Consider the following 23,105-nt stretch of genomic DNA (forward strand, 5'->3'; position numbering starts at 1 on the left):
CGTCAGTCTCCAGACCATGTACGATGCCCGGCGCTCGCGCCGGGCATTTTCTTTTGCCATCACGGGGGGCGGCCGATAGAGCCGGGTTCTTAGCCGGTGAATGATCGTGCGCTAACTGCAAAGCCGGCGCTTTTCTTGCTGTTCGGATGAATGCGAAGGGCTTCTGGCGCAATGATTCCATTTCAATCGGTTTAAACGCACGTCAATTTTGTTTGCACTGCAGCATTTTCACGCTAATCATTGCGCCGATTTCTCTTCCTTCCGTTGCTGGAGCCCAGTCCTTGGCCATCACGAAGATCCTCGTCGCCAACCGGTCCGAAATCGCCATTCGCGTTTTTCGCGCGGCCAACGAACTCGGCCTCAAAACCGTGGCGATCTGGGCCGAGGAAGACAAATACTCCCTGCATCGCTTCAAGGCCGACGAGAGCTACCAGGTCGGACGCGGGCCGCATCTGACCCGGGACATGGGGCCGATCGAAAGCTATCTGTCGATCGAGGAGGTGATCCGCGTCGCCAGGCTGTCGGGTGCCGATGCTATTCATCCCGGCTACGGATTGTTGTCGGAAAGTCCCGAATTCGCCGACGCCTGTGCCGAAGCCGGCATTACCTTCATCGGGCCGAAGCCGGACACAATGCGGCGACTCGGCAACAAGGTCGCGGCGCGCAATCTCGCCATCGAGGTCGGGGTGCCGGTGATCCCCGCCACCGATCCGTTGCCGGATGACATGGAGGCGGTCAAGAAACTGGCCAAGGGAATCGGCTATCCGGTGATGCTGAAGGCGTCATGGGGCGGCGGCGGCCGCGGCATGCGCGCCATCCGCGCCGAAGCCGACCTTGCCCGTGAAGTCACCGAGGGCAAGCGCGAGGCGAAAGCCGCCTTCGGCAAGGACGAGGTCTATCTTGAAAAGCTGATCGAACGCGCCCGCCATGTCGAGGTGCAGGTGCTGGGCGACACCCATGGCAATGCGGTGCACCTGTTCGAGCGCGACTGTTCGATCCAGCGCCGCAACCAGAAGGTCGTCGAGCGGGCGCCGGCGCCCTATCTCGAAATGTCGCAGCGCGAGGAGCTTTGCGGCCATGCGCTGAAGATCGCCCGCGAGACCAGTTACATCGGCGCCGGCACGGTCGAGTTCCTGCAGGATGCCGACACCGGCAAATTCTATTTCATCGAGGTCAATCCGCGCATCCAGGTCGAGCACACCGTCACCGAGCAGGTGACCGGCATCGACATCGTCAAGGCGCAGATCCACATCCTCGACGGCTTTGCCATCGGCACACCGGAATCAGGCGTGCCGGCGCAGAAGGACATAAGGCTGAACGGCCACGCGCTGCAGTGCCGCATCACCACGGAAGATCCCGAACACAATTTCATCCCCGATTACGGCCGCATCACCGCCTATCGCGGCGCAACAGGCTTCGGCATCCGCCTCGATGGCGGCACCGCCTATTCGGGCGCTGTCATCACCCGCTTCTACGATCCGCTGCTGGAAAAGGTGACGGCGTGGGCGCCGACGCCGGCCGAGACGATCGCCCGCATGAACCGGGCGCTGCGCGAGTTCCGCATCCGCGGCGTCGCCACCAACCTGACTTTCCTCGAAGCGATCATCAACCATCCGAGCTTCGCCGACAATTCCTACACGACCAAGTTCATCGACACGACGCCGGAACTGTTCCAGCAGGTCAAGCGCCAGGACCGCGCCACCAAGCTCATCAACTATCTCGCCGACGTCAGCGTCAACGGCCATCCCGAGACGCGCGGCCGGCCGCAGCCGAAGGCCGATGCGGCCGCACCCGTGGTGCCTTACCTCAACGGCAATGTGCCCGGCGGCAGCAAGCAGAAGCTGGATGTGCTCGGGCCGGAGAAGTTCGCCGCCTGGATGCGCGATCAGAGGCAAGTGCTGGTCACCGACACGACGATGCGCGATGGCCACCAGTCGTTGCTCGCCACCCGTGTGCGAACGCATGACATTGCCGGCATCGCCGGTACCTATGCGCGCGCCTTGCCGCAGCTTCTATCGCTGGAATGCTGGGGTGGCGCCACCTTCGACGTCGCCATGCGCTTCCTCACCGAGGATCCGTGGGAGCGGCTGTCGCTGGTGCGCGAGGCGGCGCCCAATCTGCTGTTGCAGATGCTGCTGCGCGGCGCCAATGGCGTCGGCTACACCAACTATCCCGACAATGTCGTGCAGCATTTCGTCAAGCAGGCAGCAAGCGGTGGCATCGACCTGTTCCGGGTCTTCGATTGCCTGAACTGGGTCGACAACATGCGCGTCGCCATGGATGCGGTCGGCGCCGAGGGTAAGCTGATCGAAGCGGCGATCTGCTATACCGGCGACATCCTCGATCCGGCGCGGGCGAAATACGACCTCAAATACTATGTCGGCCTGGCCAAGGAATTGCAGGCGGCCGGCGCCCACATCATTGCCGTCAAGGACATGGCCGGACTGTTGAAGCCGGCGGCGGCACGCGTGCTGTTCAAGGCGCTGCGCGAGGCGACCGACCTGCCGATCCATTTCCACACCCACGACACGTCGGGCCTGTCGGCGGCGACGGTGCTGGCGGCGGTGGAAAGCGGCGTCGACGCCATAGACGCGGCGATGGATGCTTTCTCCGGCAACACCTCGCAGCCATGCCTTGGCTCGCTCGTCGAGGCGCTGAAGGGCACAGAACGCGACCCCGGTCTCGACCCGCAATGGATCAGGAAGATCTCGTTCTACTGGGAAGCGGTGCGCAACCAGTACGCCGCCTTCGAAAGCGACCTCAAGGGGCCGGCCTCGGAAGTCTATCTGCACGAGATGCCGGGCGGGCAGTTCACCAATCTGAAGGAACAGGCGCGCTCGCTCGGACTGGAGACGCGCTGGCACGAGGTGGCGCAGACCTATCACGACGTCAATCTGATGTTCGGCGACATCGTCAAGGTGACGCCGTCGTCCAAGGTCGTCGGCGACATGGCATTGATGATGGTCAGCCAGGACCTGACCGTTGCCGATGTCGAAAACCCGGACAAGGATATCGCCTTTCCGGACTCGGTCGTCTCGATGCTGCGCGGCGATCTTGGCCAGTCGCCAGGCGGGTGGCCGACGGCGCTGCAGAGGAAGGCGCTGAAGGGCGACAAGCCGATCACGGTGCGGCCCGGCTCACTGCTCAAGCCAGCCGACCTCAAGGCCAACCGCAAGGAAATCGAGGAGAAGCTCGAGCGCAAGCTGTCGGAGTTCGAATTCGCCTCGTGGCTGATGTATCCGAAGGTGTTCACGGATTTCGCCGGCGCGCAGGAAACCTATGGGCCGGTCAGCGTCCTGCCGACGCCGACCTATTTCTACGGCATGAAGCCGGAAGACGAGATCTTCGTCGACATCGAGAAGGGCAAGACGCTGGTGGTGCGCTGCCTGGCCATCGGCGATGTCGACGAGAAGGGCATGGTCACCGTGTTCTTCGAGCTCAACGGCCAGCCGCGTCGTGTCAAGGTGCCCGACCGGGCGCATGGCGCGTCCGCCGCCAAGGCCCGCCGCAAGGCCGAACCCGGCAACGAGGCGCATGTCGGCGCACCGATGCCGGGCGTCGTCTCGGCGCTTTCGGTGGCTGCCGGCCAGGCTGTGAAGGCCGGTGACGTGCTGCTTTCCATCGAAGCGATGAAGATGGAGACGGCGCTGCATGCCGAGCGCGACGGCACGGTCGCCGAGGTGCTGGTCAAGGCAGGCGACCAGATCGATGCCAAGGATCTGCTGATCGCTTTCAATTAGAGTTCGCAAAACGGACTGGCTGTCGGCTTCTGGCGGCAGCCCCTTGTGGCTTGCTCGATAACGGCTTGACCCGCCGCCGCCGGTCGGGCATCGAACCGGCTCAAATTTTGCCGCAGTCGTCCGCGAGTCGCGGAGCCGATTCTTTTGGAGAAAAATATGGCCGACGATATCACCGATACCAGCCAGACTGTTGCCGCCGGCCAGCTGCGTGCCTTCATCGAGCGCATAGAGCGGCTTGAGGAAGAGAAGAAGACCATTTCCGACGACATCAAGGAAGTGTTCGCCGAGGCCAAGGGAACCGGCTTCGACACCAAGGCGATGCGCACGATCATCCGGCTGCGCAAGAAGGACCAGGCCGAGCGTCAGGAAGAGGAAACCATCCTCGATCTGTACAAGGCCGCACTCGGTATGGTGTAGAGACTGTCTGGAAATTCTACTCTGGCGGCCATCTGTTGGCGTTTTCTGCGCTTCCGGTGCTCGCGTACTTTAAGTACGCTCCGCTCCGGTTCTCGAAACCACCACCATATGACTCGCCAGAGCGAATTTCGAAACAGTCTCGGGCCGAGCATGATGCCGAAGCGAGCATCGAGCCATGAGCGAATTCGACTTCGGCGCCCGCCGCGCCTCTGAATTCCGCCAGCGCGGCTTCTGGACGCTGTTCGCCGAGCGGCATCCGGAAGAAAGGGCTCTGATGGCGAGGCGCGGACCCTGGTTCTGGCAGCGTGGGCTGCCCGACTTCGCCTTGGTTCTTTCTATGTATGTCGCGCCGGCGCAGAGCCAGGTCGGCGTCTTCTTCGGTCGCAACGAGAAGTTCGGCGCCACGCAGGCGTGGTCGCGGCTGAAGCCGTTTCAGCCTGATATCGAAGCCAGGCTGAAGCTCAGGCCGGAACAGAGTTGCGAGGACCTCGGCATCAATTCGATGTGGCGGGTGAACTGCTATGCCGAGGACAACTGGCCAGCCATGGCCGACTGGCTGGTGACCGAATGCTCGCGTATCGAGCGCGCGGTAACCGAAGTCCTGGGGCAGGAATAGACATCCGGTGTTGCCAGAAGGTATCGGCTCCTTTTTCCGCTCACGCTGGCAAGGCCAGGTGCCGCTCGACCGGCTGTTCTGGCGCGACCTTGTCCTCGTCGGCACCGCGGTCAGCATCGCCGCATCGGTGCTGGCGCTCGTTCTGCTCGGATTGAAGTTGCCGCTCGGGCTTGTGCTGGCAGTGCATTTCGCGTCGGTGCCCTACAGCCTGTTCCTGACCTTGGCGGTGTGGCGGACCACCGAAAAGATACCCGGTGCCAAGGCCTGGATGATGACGCTGGGCGCTACGCTGTGGCTGGTGGCGATGATCGTGGTCTGATCGTCTGCCCAGAGGGGGGCAATGGATACTTAAACGAAAAGGGCGACAGATGCCGCCCTTTCATAATAGTGTCGAACCCGGATGGCTCAGGCCGAAGGCTCGAATTTCAGCGCCACCCCGTTGATGCAATAGCGCAGGCCGGTCGGCGGCGGGCCGTCCTCGAAGACATGGCCGAGATGGCTGCCGCAGCGGGCGCAATGACATTCGGTGCGAACCATGCCGTAGCTGCGGTCGACGGTGTTTTCGACCGAGCCCGGCACCGGGTCGTTGAAGCTCGGCCAGCCGGTGCCGCTCTCGAACTTCAGCTTGGATTCGAACAAGGGCTGGTCGCAGCCGGCGCAGGAAAAGGTGCCGGCGCGCTTCTCGTAGAGCAAGGCGCAGCTTCCCGGCCGTTCGGTGCCGTGACCGCGCATGACGGCATACTGCTCCGGCGTCAGCCGGGCGCGCCATTCGGCGTCGGTGCGAGTTACAGGGTAGGTATGGGTGTCCATGTGATCTCCTCAGCCTTGCCGGCTCGTTGTTGATTGCAACCGGATATTCGCGTCAAGATAGGCATTTGTTACACGACTGCCCAGTGTCTGACGTTCCAAGGTTGAATTCCCCCTTCTTCAGGCGTCTGCGCCGCCCCTCACCTGCCTGCCGGCATCCTCTCCCCGTAAACGGGGCGAGGGGCCCTGTCGTCCGCGATTTCGCCAATTGTCAGCGTTGCAAGAAAGGCGCCGGCGTTGCGGCCAGGCCCTCTCGCCCCGTTTACGGGGAGAGATGTCCGGCAGGACAGTGAGGGGCGGCGCCAACTTTCACGATTGATGGTCTCTGAGGTGATGGTTCCGCACCTCTGACAACTAATGCTTCCTTGAAAGCTGCTTGGTCGCGCCTTCGAGCCCGGCCAAAGTCAGCGGGAACATGCGGCCGCCGAAGATGTCGCGGATCATCGCAATCGAATGGGTGTAGCCCCAGTTCTTGGGGTCTTCGGGGTTCAGCCATACCGCGTTCGGCCATTGCTGCAGCAGGCGGCCGAGCCAGACGCTGCCTGCCTCCGGATTGGAGTGCTCGACCGAACCGCCGGGGTGAGCGATCTCGTAGGGGCTCATCGACGCGTCGCCGACGACGATCACCTTGTAGTCCGGCCCATATTTGTGGAGCAGGTCGAAGGTCGGAATCACCTCGGCATGCCTGCGGCGATTGTCCTTCCACACGCCCTCATAGAGGCAGTTGTGGAAATAAAAATATTCGAGCTGGCGGAATTCGGCGCGGGCGGCCGAGAACAGCTCCTCGACGCTCTTGATGTGGTCGTCCATCGAGCCGCCGACATCGAAGAACATCAAAAGCTTCACCGCGTTGCGCCGTTCGGGCCGCGTCTGCACGTCGAGATAGCCATGTTCGGCGGTGGCGTGGATGGTGCCGGGCAGGTCGAATTCCTCCTCGGCGCCCTCGCGCACCCAGCGGCGCAAGCGCTTCAGCGCGATCTTGATGTTGCGGGTGCCGAGCTCGACGGCATCGTCGAAGTTTTTGAACTCACGCCTGTCCCAGACTTTCACGGCGCGACGGTTGCGGCTTTCATGCTGGCCGATGCGCACGCCTTCGGGATTATAGCCATAGGCGCCGAACGGCGAGGTGCCGCCGGTGCCGATCCATTTCGAGCCGCCCTGGTGGCGGCCTTTTTGCTCCTGCAGCCGCTGTTTCAATGTCTCCATCAGTTTCTCGAAACCGCCCAGCGCCTCGACCAGTTTTTTCTCTTCGTCGGTCAGGTGCTTTTCGGCGAGGCGGCGCAACCATTCCTCGGGGATGTTGGCGACATCGACGGCATCCGGCCCGCCCAGTGCTTCGATGCCCTTGAAGACGTGCGCGAACACCTGGTCGAAGCGGTCGATATGGCGTTCGTCCTTCACCAGCGCCGCACGGGCGAGGTAATAAAAACCTTCGACATCATAGTCGACCAGCCCGGCTTCCAGCCCTTCCAGCAGCGACAGATATTCCCGCAGCGAAACGGGAACACGCGCGGCCTTCAGTTCGAGGAAGAAGGGGATGAACATTGTCTATCTACAGCAAATCATACTCGATGAAGCCCGTGCGGCGCGCAACGTGGTCGTAGAGTTTGCGCGCGGTGGTGTTGGTCTCGTGCGTCATCCAGTAGACGTTCTTGACGCCGACTTTTTCGGCTTCCTGTCTCACCGCCTCGATCAGCGCAGCGCCGATGCCCTTGCCGCGCACGTCAGGGTCGGCGAACAGGTCCTGCAGATAGCAGTTGTTTTTTTCCGACCAGCCTGAGCGGTGGTAGAGATAGTGGGTGAGCCCAACCGCCTTGCCGTCCAGCGTGGCGATGAAGCCTTTCGGCTCGAACTCACCTTCGGTGAACAGCCGCTTCCAGGTGACGGCATAGACCTCTTCCGGCAGCTTCGTCTCATAGAAGGTGAGGTAGTCGGTCCACAGCCGCCGCCAATCGGCGTGGTCGGACTGCGCGAGCGGGCGGACGATAATCTCAGACATGTCATCTCCTCTGAAGGTTTGGCCGAGGCTGCCTGCCTGTTCGGCTGCGGGCAACGGTCCACAGGAGGGAAAGCGCTGCTGCTGACCTATTGCTGCCTTCGTGCCATGAACGCCAGCCGCTCGAACAAATGCACGTCCTGCTCGTTCTTCAGCAATGCGCCATGCAACTTGGGCAGGGCGTTCTTCGGATCGGCGCGCAGATCTTCCGGCGCGATATCGTCGGCGACCAGCAGCCTTATCCAGTCGAGCGCCTCGGAGGTCGACGGCTTCTTCTTCAGGCCGGGCACGTCGCGGATTTCGTAGAACTGGGTCAGCGCCGCGCGCACCAGGTTCTGCTTGATGCCGGGATAGTGGACATCGACGATTCTGTGCAGCGTATCGACGTCGGGAAAGCGGATGTAGTGGAAGAAGCAGCGGCGCAGGAACGCGTCCGGCAACTCCTTCTCGTTGTTGGAGGTGATGATGACGATCGGCCTGACGGCGGCGCGGATGGTTTCGCCGGTCTCGTAGACGAAGAACTCCATCCGATCGAGTTCCTGCAGGAGGTCGTTGGGGAATTCGATGTCGGCCTTGTCGATCTCGTCGATCAAAAGCACGATCTTCCTACCGGCGGCGAACGCCTCCCAGAGCTTGCCGCGTTTGATGTAGTTCCTGATGTCGTTGAAGCGCTCGTCGCCAAGCTGGCTGTCGCGCAGCCGCGAGACGGCATCATATTCGTACAGGCCCTGCTGCGCCCGCGTCGTCGACTTGACGTGCCATTCGATGAGGTCGAGGCCGAGTGCAGCAGCCACCTGGCGGGCGAGTTCCGTCTTGCCGGTGCCTGGCTCGCCCTTGACCAGCAAGGGCCGCTCCAGCGCGATCGCCGCGTTGACGGCCACCATCAGATCCTTGTCGGCGACATAGGCCGCCGTGCCTTCGAAACGCATTCTTGCTCCTCGGTTGGTCATGGCAACCGTAAGGACGCGGCTCACCCTGTGCAAGGGTGCGCCGGCCGCGGCGAATGGGCTTGAACCCTGATGGAAACATATGCCCGTCTCACTGGCGCTTAGCCGGCCGGCAGCCTATATTGAGCGGGACGGTCTGTGCTTCCCGGCAGGAGAACATTTTCCCCGGGGCCTTAACGATCCTTAGGGAGCTGTCCCTGGGAAGACCCGTGGGTTTTCTCACACGGCGCCCACCTACTTTGTAGGTTCCCGGGATCGCTCTCTCCACCGGTTGTGTGGATCGTCACTTATTGCCACGCGTCCCGCATTTCGGTGGATGATTGCGGTAGAAAACGTCGCTCCCAAAACTCCATCCAGATCTGACCTTTTCTACCCTGGCGGAATGACCTCTCTCAAAGACCTGAAAAAGCAGCTTCGCCGTGAGGCCCTCGGACGCCGCGATGCGCTCGATGAGTTCTGGCGGGTGGAGGTCGCGCTTGAAATGGCCGAGACGGCACGCGATCACCTCCATGTCGAGCCGGGCCAGATCGTTTCCGGCTTCTGGCCGATGCGTTCGGAAGTCGACGTTCGGCCGCTGATGTTTGCCTTGCGCGAAAAGGGCGCGCGGCTTTGCCTGCCGGCCATTCTCGACAAGACCACCATTGTCTTTCGCGAACTGGTGCGCGGCGCGCCGATGGTCGAGATGGGTTTCGGCACGGTCGGCCCTCACGAGGAAGCCGAGGTGCTCGACCCCTCTGTGATGCTGGTGCCGCTTGCCGCTTTCGATGCACGCGGCCATCGCATCGGCTATGGTGCCGGCTATTACGACCGCGCCATCGCCAAGCTGATCGACAAGGGAGAGCCGCCGCGGCTGGTCGGCATCGCCTTCGACTGCCAGGAGGTGGCAATGGTGCCGGATGAGGAACATGACGTCGTCATTGCGGAAATACTCACCGAGAGCGGGTTGCGCCGCTTCGCGCCAAAATTGTAGATAAGTACAAGGGACGCATGATCTTCACTGGCGTCATGCAGCTTTCGCTGACCTTCGGTGCGGGATCATATGAGACTTCTCTTCCTCGGTGACATGGTTGGAAAGACAGGACGCACGGCGGTGTGGGAACAGCTGCCCGGACTGATCTCCGACTTCAAACTCGATTTCGTCATCGTCAACGGCGAGAACGCCGCCGGCGGCTTCGGCATCACCGAAGACATCTTTCGCGAGACGATCGCGGCCGGTGCCGATGTCGTCACCACCGGCAACCATGTCTGGGACCAGCGTGATGCGCTGGCCTTCGCGCCGCGCGAAGAGCGCTTCCTGCGTCCCTCCAACTTTCCCAAGGGCACGCCCGGGCGCGGCTCCGGTGTCTATATCGCCAGGAGCGGCGCGCGCGTGCTGGTCGCCAACATCATGGGCCGGGTGTTCATGCATCCCGAGCTCGACGATCCGTTCCAGGCCGGCGAACGCGAGCTTGCCGCCTGTCCGCTCGGCGAGCAGGCGGATGCCGTGATTATCGACTTCCACGCCGAGGCGACCTCGGAAAAGATGTGCTTCGCGCATTTCGTCGACGGCCGCGCCAGCCTCGTCATCGGCACCCACACCCACCAGCCGACGGGCGATCACCAGATCCTCAACGGCGGTACCGGCTATATGTCCGACGCCGGCATGTGCGGCGACTATGATTCCTCGCTCGGCATGGACAAGGAGGAGCCGCTCAACCGGTTCCTGTCGAAGGTGCCGAAAGGCCGCTTCGAGGCGGCGACCGGACCGGCGACTTTGTGCGGCGTCGGCGTCGATATTTCAGACCGCACAGGGCTGACCGAGCGGATTGCGCCGTTTCGTCGCGGGCCACGGCTGGAGGAAACCGCACCGTCCTTCTGGTCGTGACATTGATATAGGCACGCTTAATACCTAACTGCCGGCGACACTGCTCTAGATCGTTAAAAGAGGGGACGACCTCCATGCAGCTCATCGAATTCCTGGCGCCGCATTTTCAATTTGTTTCCGACCCGACGGCTTGGGTCGCGCTGCTGACGCTGATTGTGCTCGAGGTCGTGCTCGGAATCGACAATCTGATCTTCATCTCGATCCTGACCAACAAGCTGCCGGAAGCACAACGGGCCCGTGCCCGCCGGCTCGGCATCTCGGCGGCCCTGATCATGCGGCTGGTGCTGCTGGCCACCATTTCGATCATCGTCCAGCTTACCACGCCGGTGTTCACGGCCTTCGGTCACGGTTTTTCCTGGCGCGACCTGATCCTGATCGCCGGCGGCCTGTTCCTGGTCTGGAAGGCGACCAAGGAGATCCATCACACCGTCGATCCCGACGACCACAAGGATACGATGATGGGCGAGACGCTGCAGATCAGCCTTGCCGGCGCGATCTTCCAGATCCTGCTGCTCGACCTGGTCTTCTCGATCGATTCGATCATCACCGCCGTCGGCATGACCGACGAGATCGCCATCATGTACATCGCCGTGATCGTCGCGGTCACCGTGATGATGCTGGCGGCCGGGCCGCTGGCCAACTTCATCGCCAAGAACCCGAGCATCGTCATGCTGGCGCTGGGCTTCCTTCTGATGATCGGCATGACGCTGATCGCAGACGGCATGGGCTACCATGTGCCCAAGGGCTACATCTATGCGGCGATGGGCTTTTCGGCATTGGTCGAGGGGCTCAACATGCTGGCGCGGCGACGTAAGAAGTCGGGCGGCGGGCATTGAGGCAGACCCTGAATACCTAATGTCCTGGCACGCCCTTCGGGTGACGGTCGCCGATCAGGCCGAGCGTCAGGCCCTGTTCCAGCCACGCCTTGGCGCCGGCCAGCACCAGCGTGAAGCCGCCGGTTGAGCCGACGGCCTCTTTCACCTGCTCGTCGCCATCCCCGGCGAAGCCAAAATTGCGAACCTCGAGAAAGGTCGTCTCGCCAGGCATTTCGGTGAATGTCCAGACCACGGTGGTTGGCGGATCGCTCCATTGCATGACGATCTTTTCATTCGCGACGATCTCGCTGACGTCGACCGTCGTCGAGACGCCGTACATGCGCCACTCCCAGAGGACCTGCTTGCCGCTGTCCAGCCGGCCGCTGCCATGGGTGAACCAGAATTTCGTGGTTATGGCCGGATCGACGATGGCCTCGAATACATCGGCGACAGGCCGCCGGATCAGCATGCCGGCTTCGGCGAATGGTTTTTCGCGGATGTCCATCGGATGCTCCTTTCGGGATTCGGCGCTCACCAGGCGTCCGGTTCGCGCAGCATGTGAATAATGTTGGCAGGGTTGGTGATCCAGCCGCCGCGGAAGCCCTCGCCCAAGGGCTCAATGGCGTCGCAACGCACAACACCGGCCTTGGCGAAATGATCCGCAGCCATGGGGAAATCCTTGGTGAACAGCTCCAGCCACACCTCGGCCTGGCTCATCATCGGCGCCTCATCGATCCACAGGCGGTTGGGGCCAAGCTCGAAGCCGATGGCCGGTGCTTTGTCTGTGAACGGCTTCAGGCCGACGACGTCGCGGTAGAAGGCGATCGTCGCCTCATATTGGTGCGGCGGTACCTTCATGGCGATGTTGATGCCGCCGGTGATTTTCGTGGTCATAGCTGGCTCCGTTGTCGTGTTCGGCTGTTGTCGCCTTTGCTCAGGCTGGTCATGCGAGATTTATCTGCCAGGAGACCCCGAACCTGTCGTTGAGCCATGCGAAACGGCGGCTGAAGCCGTAATTGTCCGGTGGCATCAGGAACGCGCCGTCCTCGCCCAGTGTCTCGACAATCCGGTTCAGCTCTTCTTCTGAGGAACAGTCCACATAGAGCGAGACCGATGGCGTGAACGTGAAGGCGTGGTGCACGGGGCTGTTGAAGACCATGACTTCCAGCCCAGCGATCGACACCCGCGCCAGCTTGACCGTTCCTTGCGGGCCGTCTTCGCCGGGGCCGTAATTCGTGACGTCAAGCACGCTGCTGCCGGGAATGGTCTCGCAATAGAGGGTCATTGCCTCTTCGGCCTTGCCCTCGAACATCAGGAATGGCGTTACTTTCTTCATTGCGGATCTCCATCCTCCCCATAGTCGCTCAGATATTGGTCTCGTTGGCGGGTTCGCCCCTCATCTCGCTGCGATAGTAGCCGTCGCGCAAATTGATGCCGTATTCGACATAGGCCTTCATGCAGGCCAGCATCTGCGACCAGCCCTCGCAATTGAGGTAGGACTTCTTCAGGCCGACCGCGCCTTCCTGCCAACCGCTCTCGGCGATGGTGACGAAGGTGCCGCCATCGTCGAGCGGCTCGAAATTCATCTCGATGCGGGTCTTGTAGGCGGGTTTGCCGTCGGCGTCGGTGGCATCCCAGCGCAGCACGATGCGGCTGTCCTTGACCACTTCGTCGACCTCGACCGGCACCTTGCCCCACCTGACGACGCCGGCGCCAGCTTCCAGCGGGGCGCTGGCGCCGCCGATCGTGGTGAAATAGCCGCTCAGTTTCTTCGGATTGACGACCGCGTCGAAGACGTCGGCGACCGGCTTGCCGATGCGTCCGGAAACACTGAATCCAAGTGACATATCCACAACTCCTTCCCTTGATCGACCCAACAATATGTTATAAAAACATAACATGTCAAGCCAATCGCAAGACGACAATGTTTTCAAGGCGCTGGCGCATCCGCGCCGGCGTGAAATGCTGGATCAGCTGAAGGACACGCCGAAGACGACCGGCATGCTGTGCGAGGCCTTTCCCGACATCGATCGCTGCACCGTGATGCTGCATCTCAAGGTGTTGGAGGAGGCCGACCTGATCGTTGCGCGGCGCGACGGCCGCGAGCGCTGGAACCATCTCAACGCGCTGCCGATCAAGCAGATCCACGACCGCTGGATCAGCCAGTATGCCGGGCATGCCCTCAGCATCATCGACCGGCTGAAGTCGGACCTCGAGGCATGAGCGGCCGCAGCAGGTCATGTCTTACGCCGCATGCGCGGTGCGGCTGGACGAATTGAGCCGATTTATCTATAAGCCGGCCATTCCGACAGAGAACGCCGTGCTTCCACGAGGTGCACCTGAGACGCTCTGAAATTTTGAATTCGGGCATTGCGGAAACGAGGTCAGATCACTTCGCTTCGGGATGCTCTAGCCGAGAAGACGACACCATGGCTGGCCATTCACAGTTCAAGAACATCATGCACCGCAAGGGCCGCCAGGATGCGGTGCGGTCTAAAATGTTTTCCAAGCTGGCGCGCGAAATCACCGTCGCCGCCAAAAGCGGGACGCCCGATCCATCGATGAACCCTCGCTTGCGGCTGGCGATTCAGAACGCCAAGGCGGTGTCGATGCCGAAGGACAACATCCAACGCGCCGTCAACAAGGCCTCGATGGGCGATGCCGAGAACTACGAAGCCGTGCGCTACGAGGGCTATGGCCCGGGCGGCGTCGCCGTCATTGTCGAGGCGCTGACCGACAACCGCAACCGTTCGGCATCCAATGTGCGCGCCGCCTTCACCAAGGCCGGCGGCGCGATGGGCGAAACCGGCTCGGTGTCGTTCATGTGGGACCGTGCCGGCGAGATCTACTATCCGGCATCGGCCGGCAGCGCCGACAAGATCATGGATGCGGCGATCGAAGCCGGCGCCGACGATGTCGAATCCGACGAGGAAGGCCACACCATCTATTGCGGCTTTGAGAACATGGGCGAAGTGTCGAAGGCGCTGGAAGGCGCACTCGGTGAGGCTGAATCGGTCAAGCCGATCTGGCGGCCGCAAAACAACGTTCCGGTCGACGAGGAGCGGGCACAGTCGCTGATGAAGCTGGTCGCCACGCTCGAGGACGACGACGACGTGCAGAGCGTCTACGCCAACTTCGAAGTCGACGACGAGACCATGGCCAAGCTCAGCGCGGCATGAGCGGAGCTCAGCCCGAGACATAAGCGGAGCTTAGTCTGACATGAGCGAGCAGATCCTCCCCGCCATCCGCATCACCTACTGCACGCAGTGCCAGTGGCTGCTGCGCGCCGGCTGGATGGCGCAGGAACTGCTGTCGACCTTCGGCACGGACCTTGGTGAAGTGACGCTGGTGCCCGGCACCGGCGGCATCTTCACCATTTCCTGCAATGACGTGCTTGTCTGGGATCGCAAGCGCGACGGCGGCTTTCCGGACGCGGCCAAACTGAAGCAACTGGTCCGCGATGTCATTGATCCGGACCGCGACCTCGGCCATTCGGATCGAAAAACAAAGGCCTGAAGATCGGCACCGTCACTTGCGTCGCAACGCTCCGAAGGCGGCGCCGATGGCGATGCCCATAGCGATGCCGATTGGCAGATCATCCAAGGCGGCGCCGATCGCCGTGCCGACACCAACTCCGATTGCCATGCCGAAGGCCATATTGGAGTACTGATCCTTCATCCGTGCCTCCCCATCCCATCATTAACGCGTGGCGAACCAGAAGGATGCCAGCGCGGCTATGCCGCTGATGGTGCGGACATGGTTCCACATCACCCATTCATTGAGGTAGCGCGACCACAGGCTTGCGCCATTGCTGCTGGCCGGATCGACGGCGGCGAGCGCATCGTTCAGCGGGACGTTGAAGATCATCGTCACCACCACGATGCCGATGAGATAGAGCAGGCTGCCGGCAATCAGCCAGAGCGAGCCCGGCTGGCTCCAGCCCATCACCGCGCCGATGGCGACAAGGACGCAGACAAGCGCCGTGCCGAACAGGGCGGTCATGAACAGCGGCGTCACCGCGGTGACATTGATCGAATTCATCGCGGCGAGACCGCCGGCAGCGGGCATGCGGGCGAGACCCGGCATGACGAAGCTGGAGAAAGCAAAGAAGACGCCGCCGACGACGCCTGAGCCGATTGCGGCGATGAAGATGAGGGTGGGAAGAAGCTTCGCGATCATGTCAGTTGCTCCAGATGCCGGTTGCGGCGGTTTGCGTTGCGTAGGCGGAGAAGTCTCTTGGCTGGCGACCAAGCACGCGCTGGACGCCGTCGGTGAGCGACTCGTTGCGGCCGTCGAGCACCTGGGTGAACAGCTCATTGAGCAGCCAGCCGAATTCGGGCGGCAGCTCATGCGCGGCCACTGCGGCAGTGAATTCGTCATGCGAGATCCTGACAAAGCGGATGTCGCGTCCGGCCGCCTTGGCAATCTCGGCGACCGCGTCTGCGAAGCTCAGCAGCCGCGGCCCGGTCAACTCATAGAGCTGGCCGACATGGCCTGGCTCCGTCAGCACGGCAAAGGCGGCGTCGGCGATGTCGTCGGCATCGACAAAGGGCTCGCCGACATTGCCGATCGGCAACGCCACTTCGCCTTCAGCCAGGGACCCGGTGAAGAAGCCTTCGCTGAAGTTCTGCGAGAACCAAGCGCAGCGCAGGATGGTCCAGTCGGCGCCCGAGGCCTTCAGCATCTCTTCGGCGCGCTGGGCTTCCGTTTCGCCGCGCCCCGACAGCAGCACCAGTCGGGTGACACCGTTTTGCACCGCGAGCCTGGCGAAGGCGTCGACGGTTTCAGCGGCGCCCGGCACGGCGATGTCGGGATAGTAGCTGATGTAGACGGCGCTGACGCCTTGCATTGCCGGTCCCCAGGTCGCTGGGACTTCCCAGTCGAAGCGCGGTGTACCGGAGCGCGAGCCGATCCGCACCGGCAGCTCGTGCGCCGTCAGCCGCTCGGCGAGACGGCGGCCGGTCTTGCCGGTGCCGCCGAGGATCAGAATTGGTTTGGTTGTCGGGTCAGTCATAACCGTTTCCTCTGTTTGAAATATGAATAATCCTCACATTTGCAAAATGTGATAAACCCTCGTATTTTGCGAGTCAAGCGATTTTGCTGGCATTGGAGTCGGTCATGGAAGACACGGCCGCGCCGGTTTCCCCGCGGGAGCAGATTGCTTCGCCGCGCCGGGCGCCCAGCCAGCAGCGCAGCCGCGAGCGGGTCGAGCGCATGCTGACTGCCGCCTCAGCGCTGATCGCCGAGCAAGGCAGCGACGCCATGCGCATGGGGGAGGTGGCGGAACGGGCAGGGGTGTCGATCGGGTCGCTCTACCAGTTCTTTCCGGACAAGCGGGCGATCATCTGGGCGCTGGCCGAGCGCTACACCGCCGAAAGCCAGGCCTGCATCTCAGCCGCAGTGGCTGGTGTCAGCGACGCCGAAGGGCTGGGCCGGGCGTTTTCGGAACTGGTCGATATCTATTACCGGCTGTTCCTGGCCGAACCGGTGATGCGCGACATCTGGTCGGGCACGCAAGCCGACAAGGCGCTGCGCCAACTCGAACTCGCCGACAGCCGGGCCAATGCCGAGTTTCTAACCGCGGTGCTGAAACGGCTGCGGCCGGCAGCCGATCCGGTGGCGTTGGAAACGACGGCGTTCCTCATCTGGCAGATGGGCGAAGCCGCCATGCGGCTGGCGATCTCGGTTGAGCGCCAGGAGGGCGACAGGCTGGTCGCGGCCTACAAGCGCATGGCGCTGAGGGAATTGCTGGCCGAGTAGCAACGCGCCGCAACAAAAAACCCGCCACGAAGGCGGGTTTTTGATCTGTAAAAAGCTCGTTTGGTTTAAGATCTTACTTGGTGCAAGTCATTATCCCAAAACCGCTTCGCACTTTTGGGCGACATGCACTTAGATGCCGAAACCTTCGAAACGCTTCTTGAACTTCGACAGGCGGCCGCCGCGGTCGAGCAGGGTCTGCTGGCCGCCGGTCCAGGCCGGATGGGTGGTCGGGTCGATATCGAGGTTCATCGTATCGCCTTCCTTGCCCCAGGTCGAACGGGTCGTGTATTCGGTGCCGTCGGTCATGACGACCTTGATGGTGTGGTAATCGGGATGAATAGCGCTCTTCATGGCTCGGTTCCTGGCTTGCCGGCGCGGCTGACGGGCATAAGCCTGCGTCGATGCGCCTCTTTTTAAAACTCGAAGCCGCAGCTATTGAGGAGCCACGGCTTCTAAAACGGTCGGCGAGCCTATACATCAGCCGGAATTGAATCACAAGGCCGCGGCAAGCGCATATTGAGGCGCAGACCCCAAGGGCGGCTGGAGGAAACATCGGGATGGCGCAAATCACCAGCGCAGACGAGCGCCGGCGTTCGCTCAAGCCGCTCCGGCGCCTGTTCCCCTACATCACGCACTATCGCACACTGGTCGTCGGCGCCATCATCTCGCTGGTCATCGCGGCGGCAACCACGCTGGCGCTGCCGCTGGCGGTGCGACGCATGATCGATCATGGTTTCTCGTCGTCCAGCACCACCTTCATTGCCGAATATTTCGCCGCCCTGGTGGCGATGGCCGCCGTGCTGGCGGCGGCATCGGCCGGCCGCTACTATTTCGTCATCACGCTGGGCGAGCGCGTCGTCGCCGATATAAGGCGCGATGTGTTTGCCCATGTGACGACGCTGTCGCCTGCCTTCTTCGACACCGCCCAGTCGGGCGAGATCGTGTCGCGGCTTGCCGCCGACACGACGCAGGTCAAGTCGGCGGTCGGCGCGACGGCTTCGGTGGCGCTGCGCAACGTCATCCTCGGCCTTGGCGCGGTGGGGATGATGGTCATCACCAGCCCGAAACTGTCCGGGTTGGTCATTGCCGCTATTCCTGTCATCGTGCTGCCGCTGGTCGCTTTCGGCCGTTCGGTGCGACGCAAATCACGCCAGGCGCAGGATACGCTGGCCGATGCCACCGCCTATGCCAGCGAGCAGATCGGCGCGGTGCGCACGCTGCAGGCCTTTACCAATGAGAAGCTGGTCACCGGGCATTTCTCGGCCGCGGTGGAAGCTGCTTTCGAGGCGGCACGCTCCTCGATCTTCGCGCGCTCCTTCCTTACCTTCTTCGCCATTTTCACCATCTTCTCGTCCGTCGTGGCGGTGCTGTGGTTTGGCTCGCGCGACGTGCTCGAAGGCTCGATATCGCCCGGTACGCTCGGCCAATTCCTGCTCTATTCGGTGTTCGCCGCCGGCGCGTTGGGCGCGTTGTCGGAAGTCTGGGGCGAGCTTGCGCAGGCGGCGGGTGCTGCTGAACGGCTGACCGAAATCCTGGCCGAGAAGCCGGCGATCCAGGCTCCCGCCGATCCGAAGCCGCTGCCGGCCGTCGCCAAGGGCGCGATCGCCTTCGACAATGTCTCCTTCTCCTACCCGGCAAGGCCGGACCGCGCCGCCGTGCATGGCTTGAGCTTTCAGGTCATGCCGGGCGAGACGGTGGCGATCGTCGGGCCGTCAGGGGCCGGCAAGAGCACGGTGTTTTCACTGATCCTGCGCTTCTACGATCCCGAAACGGGCAAGATCCTGATCGACGGCATCAATGTGCGCGAGGCCGATCCCGTTTCGGTCCGCCAGCGCATCGCGATCGTGCCGCAGGACGTCACCATCTTCGCGGCAAGCGCGCGTGACAATATCGGTTTCGGCCGGCCGGGAGCCAGCAAGGCCGAGATCGAGACGGCGGCGAAGGATGCGCTTGCCGACGAATTCATCCTCAAGCTCGAGAACGGGTATGACAGCCAGGTCGGCGAGCGCGGCGTGACGCTGTCAGGTGGCCAGCGCCAGCGGGTTGCGATCGCCCGCGCCATCCTGCGCGACGCCCCGATCCTGCTGCTCGACGAGGCCACCTCGGCCCTCGACGCCGAAAGCGAGACGCTGGTGCAGACGGCGCTGGAACGCCTGATGCAGGGCCGCACCACGATCGTCATCGCCCACCGCCTGGCAACGGTGCTGAAGGCCGACAGGATCCTGGTCATGGATGGCGGCTCGATCGTCGAGGAAGGCACGCATCAAAGCCTTGTCGCCAAGGGCGGCATCTATGCGCGGCTGGCCAAGCTGCAGTTCGAAACCGGAGCCAGTGCTTTCAGGGGCGCGGCTGAGTAGGCAGAAACATCTGCCGCTGTGCCGGCAGCCGCTATACGGCTCCGTATCGCTGCTTCAGATGGTTCACGAAATAAGTGGCGTTGAGCTTTTCGCCGGTGGCGCGTTCGAGCAGGTCCGGCGTCGACCAGCGTGATCCCTGCGACCAGATTTTTTCGCGGCGCCAGTCGTTGATCGCCTCGAAATTGCCTTTGGCGAGATCCTCGTCGGCGGCAGGATGATCCCGCGTCAGCGCCGCCCATTGCTGCGCCGCCATCATCGCGCCCAGCGTGTAGGATGGGAAATAGCCGAAGGCCGCACCCGGCCAGTGCACGTCCTGCATCGGTCCGTCGGCGGGGTTGTCGATGGTGGAGAGGCCGAGATAGTCACGCATCTTGGCGTCCCAGGCTTCGGGCAGATCAGCCACCTCCAGCCGGCCCGCGACGAGTTCCTGCTCCAGTTCGTAGCGCAGGATGACATGCAGGGGATAGGTCACCTCGTCGGCATCGACACGGATCAGGCCGCGCTCGACGCGATGCACATGCGGCAGGATGTCGTCGAGCGACCAGGCTTCGCCGAGATGCTTTTCGACCACCGGCAGCGCCCAGTTCCAGAAGGCCGGGTTGCGGCCGAGCTGTTTCTCGACGAACAGGCTCTGGCTTTCATGCACGGCCATGCCGCGCGCCTTGCCGAGCGGCCAGTGCGACCATGACTTCAGGTTCTGTTCGTAGAGCGCATGGCCGGTCTCGTGCAGCACGCCCATCAGCGCCGACAGGAAGTCTGTAGTCTTGTAGCGGGTGGTGATGCGCACGTCGCTCGGCACGCCGCCGCAGAAAGGATGGCGCGACACCGACAGCGATCCGTGCGTCAGGTCGAAGCCGACCGCCGCCATCATGGCAAGGCCGAGCTCGCGCTGCCGGTCGATCGCATAGGTGCCTGAGAGCGGCTTCAGCGGGCGCTTGCGCAGCCGTGCGTCCTGGATAGCCAGCGCCTCAGGCACGAAGCCTTTCAGAAAAGCCTTCAGGTCGGTGAACACAGGCGTGATGTCGGCGGTGCGGTTGCCAGGATCGTATTGCTCCATCAGCGCGTCATAGGGGGCTAGGCCGAGCACATCGGCACGCAGCGCCGCCTCCTCGCGCACCAGCGCCACGACGCCCTCCAGCGCCGGCTGAAAGCCTGCCCAGTCGTTCTTGGCGCGCAGGCCGCGCCACAGCTGCTCGCAACGCATGCGCGCGGTCGTCTGGCGTTCGACGAATTCGACCGGCAGGCAGGTCAGGTTGGTGTATTGGCGCCGCAGTTCCGAAACGGCGGTGCGCTGCTCTTCACCCAATGCTTCCTGTTCGGCAGCAGCGATCCAGTCGGCTATCTCCGGTGCCGTTGCCCTGGTGTGATACATGCCGGCCAGTGCCGACATCGCCTCGGCACGTTTCTCGCCACCGCCGACAGCCATGTGGGTGGCCTCATCGGCGCCGAGAATGGCCAGCGCATGCTCAAGCGCTTCGAGCTTGTGGCCGAGGTCATCGAGTTTCTGAAAGGACATGGCGGCTTCCGTGATTGGAGACGGCGCGAAAAGACACCAACGCAAATGCGTTGGCAACCCTCGGATGCCGTCCGGCAGATGCACCTTGCGCAGGCGAGGCCGCGCATGAAATGCTGCCGGCAACACATCAAGGGGGAAAAAAATGATCGGCAACATCCTTGTCGGGCTGGTGGCCTTGATCCATGCCTACATCGTCTATCTGGAGATGGTGCTGTGGGACACGCCGCGCGGACACAAGGCTTTCAACCTGACCCCGGAATTCGCCAGTGCCTCGAAAGTGCTCGCCGCCAATCAGGGGCTCTATAACGGTTTCCTCGCCGCCGGCTTCATCTGGGGGCTTTACCTCGGGGCGGCCGGTTTCCAGGTCAAGGTGTTTTTCCTGCTGTGCGTGGCTATTGCCGGCCTCTATGGCGCGGCAACGGTTGGCCGCAAAATCCTGTTTATCCAGACCGTGCCGGCGATTGCCGCGCTGATCGCGGTCTGGCTGGGCTGGTAAAAAGGACGCCCGTGGGATGGCTCCCGAAAGCGTCAGGTGATCCCTTCCTCTTGGACCGTTTCGGGCGCTATGGCCTCAGCCGTTCGGGTAGTTGCCGCCGTCGTCGCCGTCGCCCATCAGGAAACCGCTGCCGGTATCGACCCTCAGGCGCTGGTCGACATTGTCGAGCCGGCGCAGCAGGTCATGATATTGCGCGGCCGGTATCCTGCCGTGATCGGACGCGGCGACTTTCTCTGCCGCTTGACCGATGTGGGCCGTGCGCATTTCCAGGCGTTCCGCCACGGCCGGGGTGATGTTGTTGGCCTGTCTTGCGTCCACGATGCCCTGCCGGACGCCCTGCACCTGTGCGATAAGCGCCTCGACACGCGAGCCAGTCATGTCGGTCGGATCGGCCGCGTCGAGAGCGCCCTTGTGATGGCCCGCGGCATAGGCGCCGGCAAGCGGAACGGCGATGAGGAGCGCCGTGAGTGTAGCAGTTCTAAGCGAGGTCTTGAAAGAGCGCATCACGCGTCTCCTCTTGTAGAGGAAGGCGGCGGTTGTCCGCCTGCCTTCCGGCCTTAGGCCGTCCGGTTCCGTCGCGTCGCGATGAGGGGGTTCATCGCCGGCGGTTCTCGGCCCGGGCGGCAAGCTAGGATCGCCCTGCGACAATGTGTAATTAAAAAAAGATAATCTTTTCAGGCCTTGTCGGCCTCTATCTGCGCCCTAGAGTTGAGCCGACGAACAAGTTCGCGTGATTTTGGATCAACGTTCGGTGAGCTTCAGTTCAATACGGCGGTTCTTATTGCGCGCCTCTTCAGTGTCGGCGGGGTCGAGCGGCTGGAACTCACCGAAACCGGCGGCTACGAGCCGGTTGGCAGGCACGCCGTTCTCGATCAGGAATTTCACCACCGAGGTCGAACGCGCCGTCGACAGCTCCCAATTGTCGCGGTAGCGGCCGGCGCCGGAGAGCGGCTTGTTGTCGGTGTGGCCGTCGACGCGCAGCACCCAGTTGATCTCGGGCGGGATTTCCTTCTGCAACTCGATGATGGCGTCGGCGAGCTTCTTCATCTCGACCTTGCCGGCATCGTTGATCACCTCGGAGCCGGTCGGGAACAGCACTTCCGACTGGAAGACGAAGCGGTCGCCGACGATACGGATGTTCTCTCGGTCGGCGAGGATTTCGCGCAAGCGGCCGAAGAAGTCGGAGCGGTAGCGGTTCAACTCCTGCACGCGCTGTGCCAGAGCGACGTTGAGGCGTCGGCCGAGGTCGGCGATCTTGGTGTTGGAATCGCGGTCGCGGATTTCGGAGACGTTGAGCGCATCCTCGAGCGCGCCGATCTGCTTGCGCAGTGCCGCGATCTGCTGGTTGAGGATCTCGACCTGGCTCAGCGCCTGCTGGCTGATCTGGCGCTGGCTGTCGAGTTCGCCGCCGAGCGCCGCGGCGCGCTGGTTGGCGGCGTCGCCGGCACCGGCGCCTTGCGCCAGCAACTGTTGGAGCCGGCTCCTTTCCGCTTGCGCGGCTGACAGCGACGCCTGCAGATTGGCCAGTGAATCATCCTTGTCCTGCGCCGTCGAGCGCTCCAGCGCCAGCAACTGGGTCAGCTCGTTGATCTGCGAGTTGAGGCGCGAGAGTGCCGTATCCTTGCCGGAGATTTCGCGTCCCAGCAGGAACTGCGCCAGCACGAAGACCGTGAGCAGGAACATGATGGCCAAAAGCAGCGTCGACAGCGCGTCGACGAAACCCGGCCAGTAGTCGATGCGGCGATCGGTGCGCCGGCCCCTGGCGAGTGCCACT

Annotated in this window: 28 protein-coding genes and 1 other RNA gene; 14 read left to right on the top strand and 15 right to left on the bottom strand. The window is 62.8% G+C overall.

The genetic code is table 11. The annotated features are described in order from the left end of the window. Nucleotides 1-281 precede the first annotated feature (281 nt). The 4 genes from pyc to NKJ67_RS06685 all read left to right on the top strand — a co-directional run bounded on the left by pyc (nt 282) and on the right by NKJ67_RS06685 (nt 5,092). Nucleotides 282-3,740, top strand: coding sequence for a pyruvate carboxylase (gene pyc / locus NKJ67_RS06670; RefSeq protein ID WP_256747323.1), 3,459 nt, complete (start codon nt 282-284; stop codon nt 3,738-3,740). A gap of 156 nt (nt 3,741-3,896) precedes the next feature. Beyond that, complete coding sequence (locus tag NKJ67_RS06675) at nt 3,897-4,157, top strand: DUF2312 domain-containing protein (RefSeq protein WP_013529099.1); 261 nt, start codon at nt 3,897-3,899, stop codon at nt 4,155-4,157. Between the two features lie 175 nt (nt 4,158-4,332). Continuing rightward, the gene (locus tag NKJ67_RS06680) at nt 4,333-4,773 is read left to right on the top strand and encodes a hypothetical protein (protein WP_352580871.1); all 441 of its coding nucleotides are present in this window, start codon (nt 4,333-4,335) and stop codon (nt 4,771-4,773) included. Between the two features lie 7 nt (nt 4,774-4,780). Then, nucleotides 4,781-5,092, top strand: a complete 312-nt coding sequence (locus NKJ67_RS06685) for a hypothetical protein (RefSeq protein ID WP_127270382.1) — start codon at nt 4,781-4,783, stop codon at nt 5,090-5,092. Between the two features lie 86 nt (nt 5,093-5,178). Here NKJ67_RS06685 and msrB read toward each other — a convergent pair whose 3' ends face one another. The 4 genes from msrB to NKJ67_RS06705 form a co-directional block, all read right to left on the bottom strand. After that, entirely contained in the window at nt 5,179-5,583 is a 405-nt protein-coding gene (msrB, locus tag NKJ67_RS06690) for a peptide-methionine (R)-S-oxide reductase MsrB (RefSeq protein WP_127270383.1), read from the bottom strand. Between the two features lie 351 nt (nt 5,584-5,934). After that, on the bottom strand, nt 5,935-7,125 hold the full coding sequence (locus tag NKJ67_RS06695; RefSeq protein WP_352580872.1) for a vWA domain-containing protein: 1,191 nt from the start codon (nt 7,123-7,125) through the stop codon (nt 5,935-5,937). A 7-nt stretch (nt 7,126-7,132) separates the two neighbouring features. Then, nucleotides 7,133-7,579 (bottom strand): GNAT family N-acetyltransferase, encoded by a 447-nt coding sequence (locus tag NKJ67_RS06700; protein ID WP_127270385.1) that lies wholly within the window; start codon nt 7,577-7,579, stop codon nt 7,133-7,135. 86 nt (nt 7,580-7,665) lie between these two features. Continuing rightward, nucleotides 7,666-8,505, bottom strand: a complete 840-nt coding sequence (locus NKJ67_RS06705) for an AAA family ATPase (RefSeq protein ID WP_352580873.1) — start codon at nt 8,503-8,505, stop codon at nt 7,666-7,668. A 148-nt stretch (nt 8,506-8,653) separates the two neighbouring features. On the opposite strand from NKJ67_RS06705, the gene ssrS reads away from it, so the two are divergent. The 4 genes from ssrS (at nt 8,654) to NKJ67_RS06725 (ending at nt 11,223) form a co-directional block, all read left to right on the top strand. Continuing rightward, a non-coding RNA gene (gene ssrS, locus NKJ67_RS06710) (6S RNA) lies at nt 8,654-8,809 on the top strand. A gap of 96 nt (nt 8,810-8,905) precedes the next feature. Next, entirely contained in the window at nt 8,906-9,493 is a 588-nt protein-coding gene (locus NKJ67_RS06715) for a 5-formyltetrahydrofolate cyclo-ligase (protein ID WP_127270386.1), read from the top strand. Nucleotides 9,494-9,562: 69 nt separating this feature from the next. Continuing rightward, nucleotides 9,563-10,387: a TIGR00282 family metallophosphoesterase gene (locus tag NKJ67_RS06720; protein ID WP_127270387.1), complete on the top strand. Its 825-nt coding sequence runs from the start codon at nt 9,563-9,565 to the stop codon at nt 10,385-10,387. 74 nt (nt 10,388-10,461) lie between these two features. Beyond that, complete coding sequence (locus NKJ67_RS06725; protein ID WP_127269216.1) at nt 10,462-11,223, top strand: TerC family protein; 762 nt, start codon at nt 10,462-10,464, stop codon at nt 11,221-11,223. Between the two features lie 16 nt (nt 11,224-11,239). Here NKJ67_RS06725 and NKJ67_RS06730 read toward each other — a convergent pair whose 3' ends face one another. Genes NKJ67_RS06730 through NKJ67_RS06745 form a run of 4 tightly spaced genes read right to left on the bottom strand, consistent with a single transcriptional unit; the run spans nt 11,240 to nt 13,049 of the window. Further along, entirely contained in the window at nt 11,240-11,707 is a 468-nt protein-coding gene (locus NKJ67_RS06730; protein WP_127269215.1) for an SRPBCC family protein, read from the bottom strand. A 26-nt stretch (nt 11,708-11,733) separates the two neighbouring features. Then, nucleotides 11,734-12,096 carry a hypothetical protein gene (locus tag NKJ67_RS06735; RefSeq protein ID WP_127269214.1) on the bottom strand — a complete coding sequence of 121 codons (363 nt, stop codon included), beginning with the start codon at nt 12,094-12,096 and terminating at the stop codon, nt 11,734-11,736. 49 nt (nt 12,097-12,145) lie between these two features. Further along, nucleotides 12,146-12,538, bottom strand: a complete 393-nt coding sequence (locus NKJ67_RS06740; RefSeq protein WP_127269213.1) for a VOC family protein — start codon at nt 12,536-12,538, stop codon at nt 12,146-12,148. Nucleotides 12,539-12,566: 28 nt separating this feature from the next. After that, nucleotides 12,567-13,049: an SRPBCC domain-containing protein gene (locus NKJ67_RS06745; RefSeq protein WP_352580874.1), complete on the bottom strand. Its 483-nt coding sequence runs from the start codon at nt 13,047-13,049 to the stop codon at nt 12,567-12,569. Nucleotides 13,050-13,101: 52 nt separating this feature from the next. Between NKJ67_RS06745 and NKJ67_RS06750 the strand changes: the two genes are divergently transcribed. From NKJ67_RS06750 to NKJ67_RS06760, 3 genes are all read left to right on the top strand, one after another. Next, nucleotides 13,102-13,425, top strand: coding sequence for an ArsR/SmtB family transcription factor (locus NKJ67_RS06750; protein ID WP_127399198.1), 324 nt, complete (start codon nt 13,102-13,104; stop codon nt 13,423-13,425). Nucleotides 13,426-13,631: 206 nt separating this feature from the next. Then, on the top strand, nt 13,632-14,381 hold the full coding sequence (locus NKJ67_RS06755) for a YebC/PmpR family DNA-binding transcriptional regulator (RefSeq protein ID WP_023811824.1): 750 nt from the start codon (nt 13,632-13,634) through the stop codon (nt 14,379-14,381). Nucleotides 14,382-14,421: 40 nt separating this feature from the next. Further along, entirely contained in the window at nt 14,422-14,718 is a 297-nt protein-coding gene (locus NKJ67_RS06760; RefSeq protein ID WP_127218697.1) for an Rdx family protein, read from the top strand. Nucleotides 14,719-14,730: 12 nt separating this feature from the next. Here NKJ67_RS06760 and NKJ67_RS06765 read toward each other — a convergent pair whose 3' ends face one another. Genes NKJ67_RS06765 through NKJ67_RS06775 form a run of 3 tightly spaced genes read right to left on the bottom strand, consistent with a single transcriptional unit; the run spans nt 14,731 to nt 16,216 of the window. Next, nucleotides 14,731-14,880 (bottom strand): glycine zipper domain-containing protein, encoded by a 150-nt coding sequence (locus NKJ67_RS06765; protein ID WP_352580930.1) that lies wholly within the window; start codon nt 14,878-14,880, stop codon nt 14,731-14,733. Nucleotides 14,881-14,901: 21 nt separating this feature from the next. Next, a complete protein-coding gene (locus tag NKJ67_RS06770; RefSeq protein WP_352580875.1) occupies nt 14,902-15,381 on the bottom strand; it encodes an anthrone oxygenase family protein in 480 nt (159 codons plus the stop codon). A 1-nt stretch (nt 15,382) separates the two neighbouring features. Continuing rightward, on the bottom strand, nt 15,383-16,216 hold the full coding sequence (locus tag NKJ67_RS06775; protein ID WP_352580876.1) for an NAD(P)H-binding protein: 834 nt from the start codon (nt 16,214-16,216) through the stop codon (nt 15,383-15,385). 104 nt (nt 16,217-16,320) lie between these two features. On the opposite strand from NKJ67_RS06775, the gene NKJ67_RS06780 reads away from it, so the two are divergent. Then, nucleotides 16,321-16,962, top strand: coding sequence for a TetR family transcriptional regulator (locus NKJ67_RS06780; protein ID WP_352580877.1), 642 nt, complete (start codon nt 16,321-16,323; stop codon nt 16,960-16,962). Nucleotides 16,963-17,091: 129 nt separating this feature from the next. Here the strand turns inward: NKJ67_RS06780 and rpmE are convergent, their stop codons facing one another. After that, complete coding sequence (gene rpmE, locus NKJ67_RS06785; RefSeq protein WP_023811830.1) at nt 17,092-17,313, bottom strand: 50S ribosomal protein L31; 222 nt, start codon at nt 17,311-17,313, stop codon at nt 17,092-17,094. 206 nt (nt 17,314-17,519) lie between these two features. Here rpmE and NKJ67_RS06790 point away from each other — a divergent pair, with 206 nt between their 5' ends. Continuing rightward, nucleotides 17,520-19,319: an ABC transporter transmembrane domain-containing protein gene (locus NKJ67_RS06790; protein WP_352580878.1), complete on the top strand. Its 1,800-nt coding sequence runs from the start codon at nt 17,520-17,522 to the stop codon at nt 19,317-19,319. A gap of 31 nt (nt 19,320-19,350) precedes the next feature. On the opposite strand, the gene NKJ67_RS06795 is transcribed toward NKJ67_RS06790, so the two are convergent. Further along, entirely contained in the window at nt 19,351-20,835 is a 1,485-nt protein-coding gene (locus NKJ67_RS06795; RefSeq protein ID WP_352580879.1) for a carboxypeptidase M32, read from the bottom strand. A gap of 142 nt (nt 20,836-20,977) precedes the next feature. Here NKJ67_RS06795 and NKJ67_RS06800 point away from each other — a divergent pair, with 142 nt between their 5' ends. Further along, complete coding sequence (locus NKJ67_RS06800) at nt 20,978-21,331, top strand: DUF1304 domain-containing protein (protein ID WP_352580880.1); 354 nt, start codon at nt 20,978-20,980, stop codon at nt 21,329-21,331. A 75-nt stretch (nt 21,332-21,406) separates the two neighbouring features. On the opposite strand, the gene NKJ67_RS06805 is transcribed toward NKJ67_RS06800, so the two are convergent. Further along, entirely contained in the window at nt 21,407-21,835 is a 429-nt protein-coding gene (locus tag NKJ67_RS06805) for a hypothetical protein (RefSeq protein WP_352580881.1), read from the bottom strand. A 237-nt stretch (nt 21,836-22,072) separates the two neighbouring features. Beyond that, nucleotides 22,073-23,104 carry a peptidoglycan -binding protein gene (locus NKJ67_RS06810; protein WP_127327624.1) on the bottom strand — a complete coding sequence of 344 codons (1,032 nt, stop codon included), beginning with the start codon at nt 23,102-23,104 and terminating at the stop codon, nt 22,073-22,075. Nucleotide 23,105 lies beyond the last annotated feature (1 nt).

It is taken from the genome of Mesorhizobium sp. M0088, from assembly GCF_040322895.1.
In the GTDB taxonomy this organism is placed as follows: Bacteria; Pseudomonadota; Alphaproteobacteria; order Rhizobiales; family Rhizobiaceae; genus Mesorhizobium.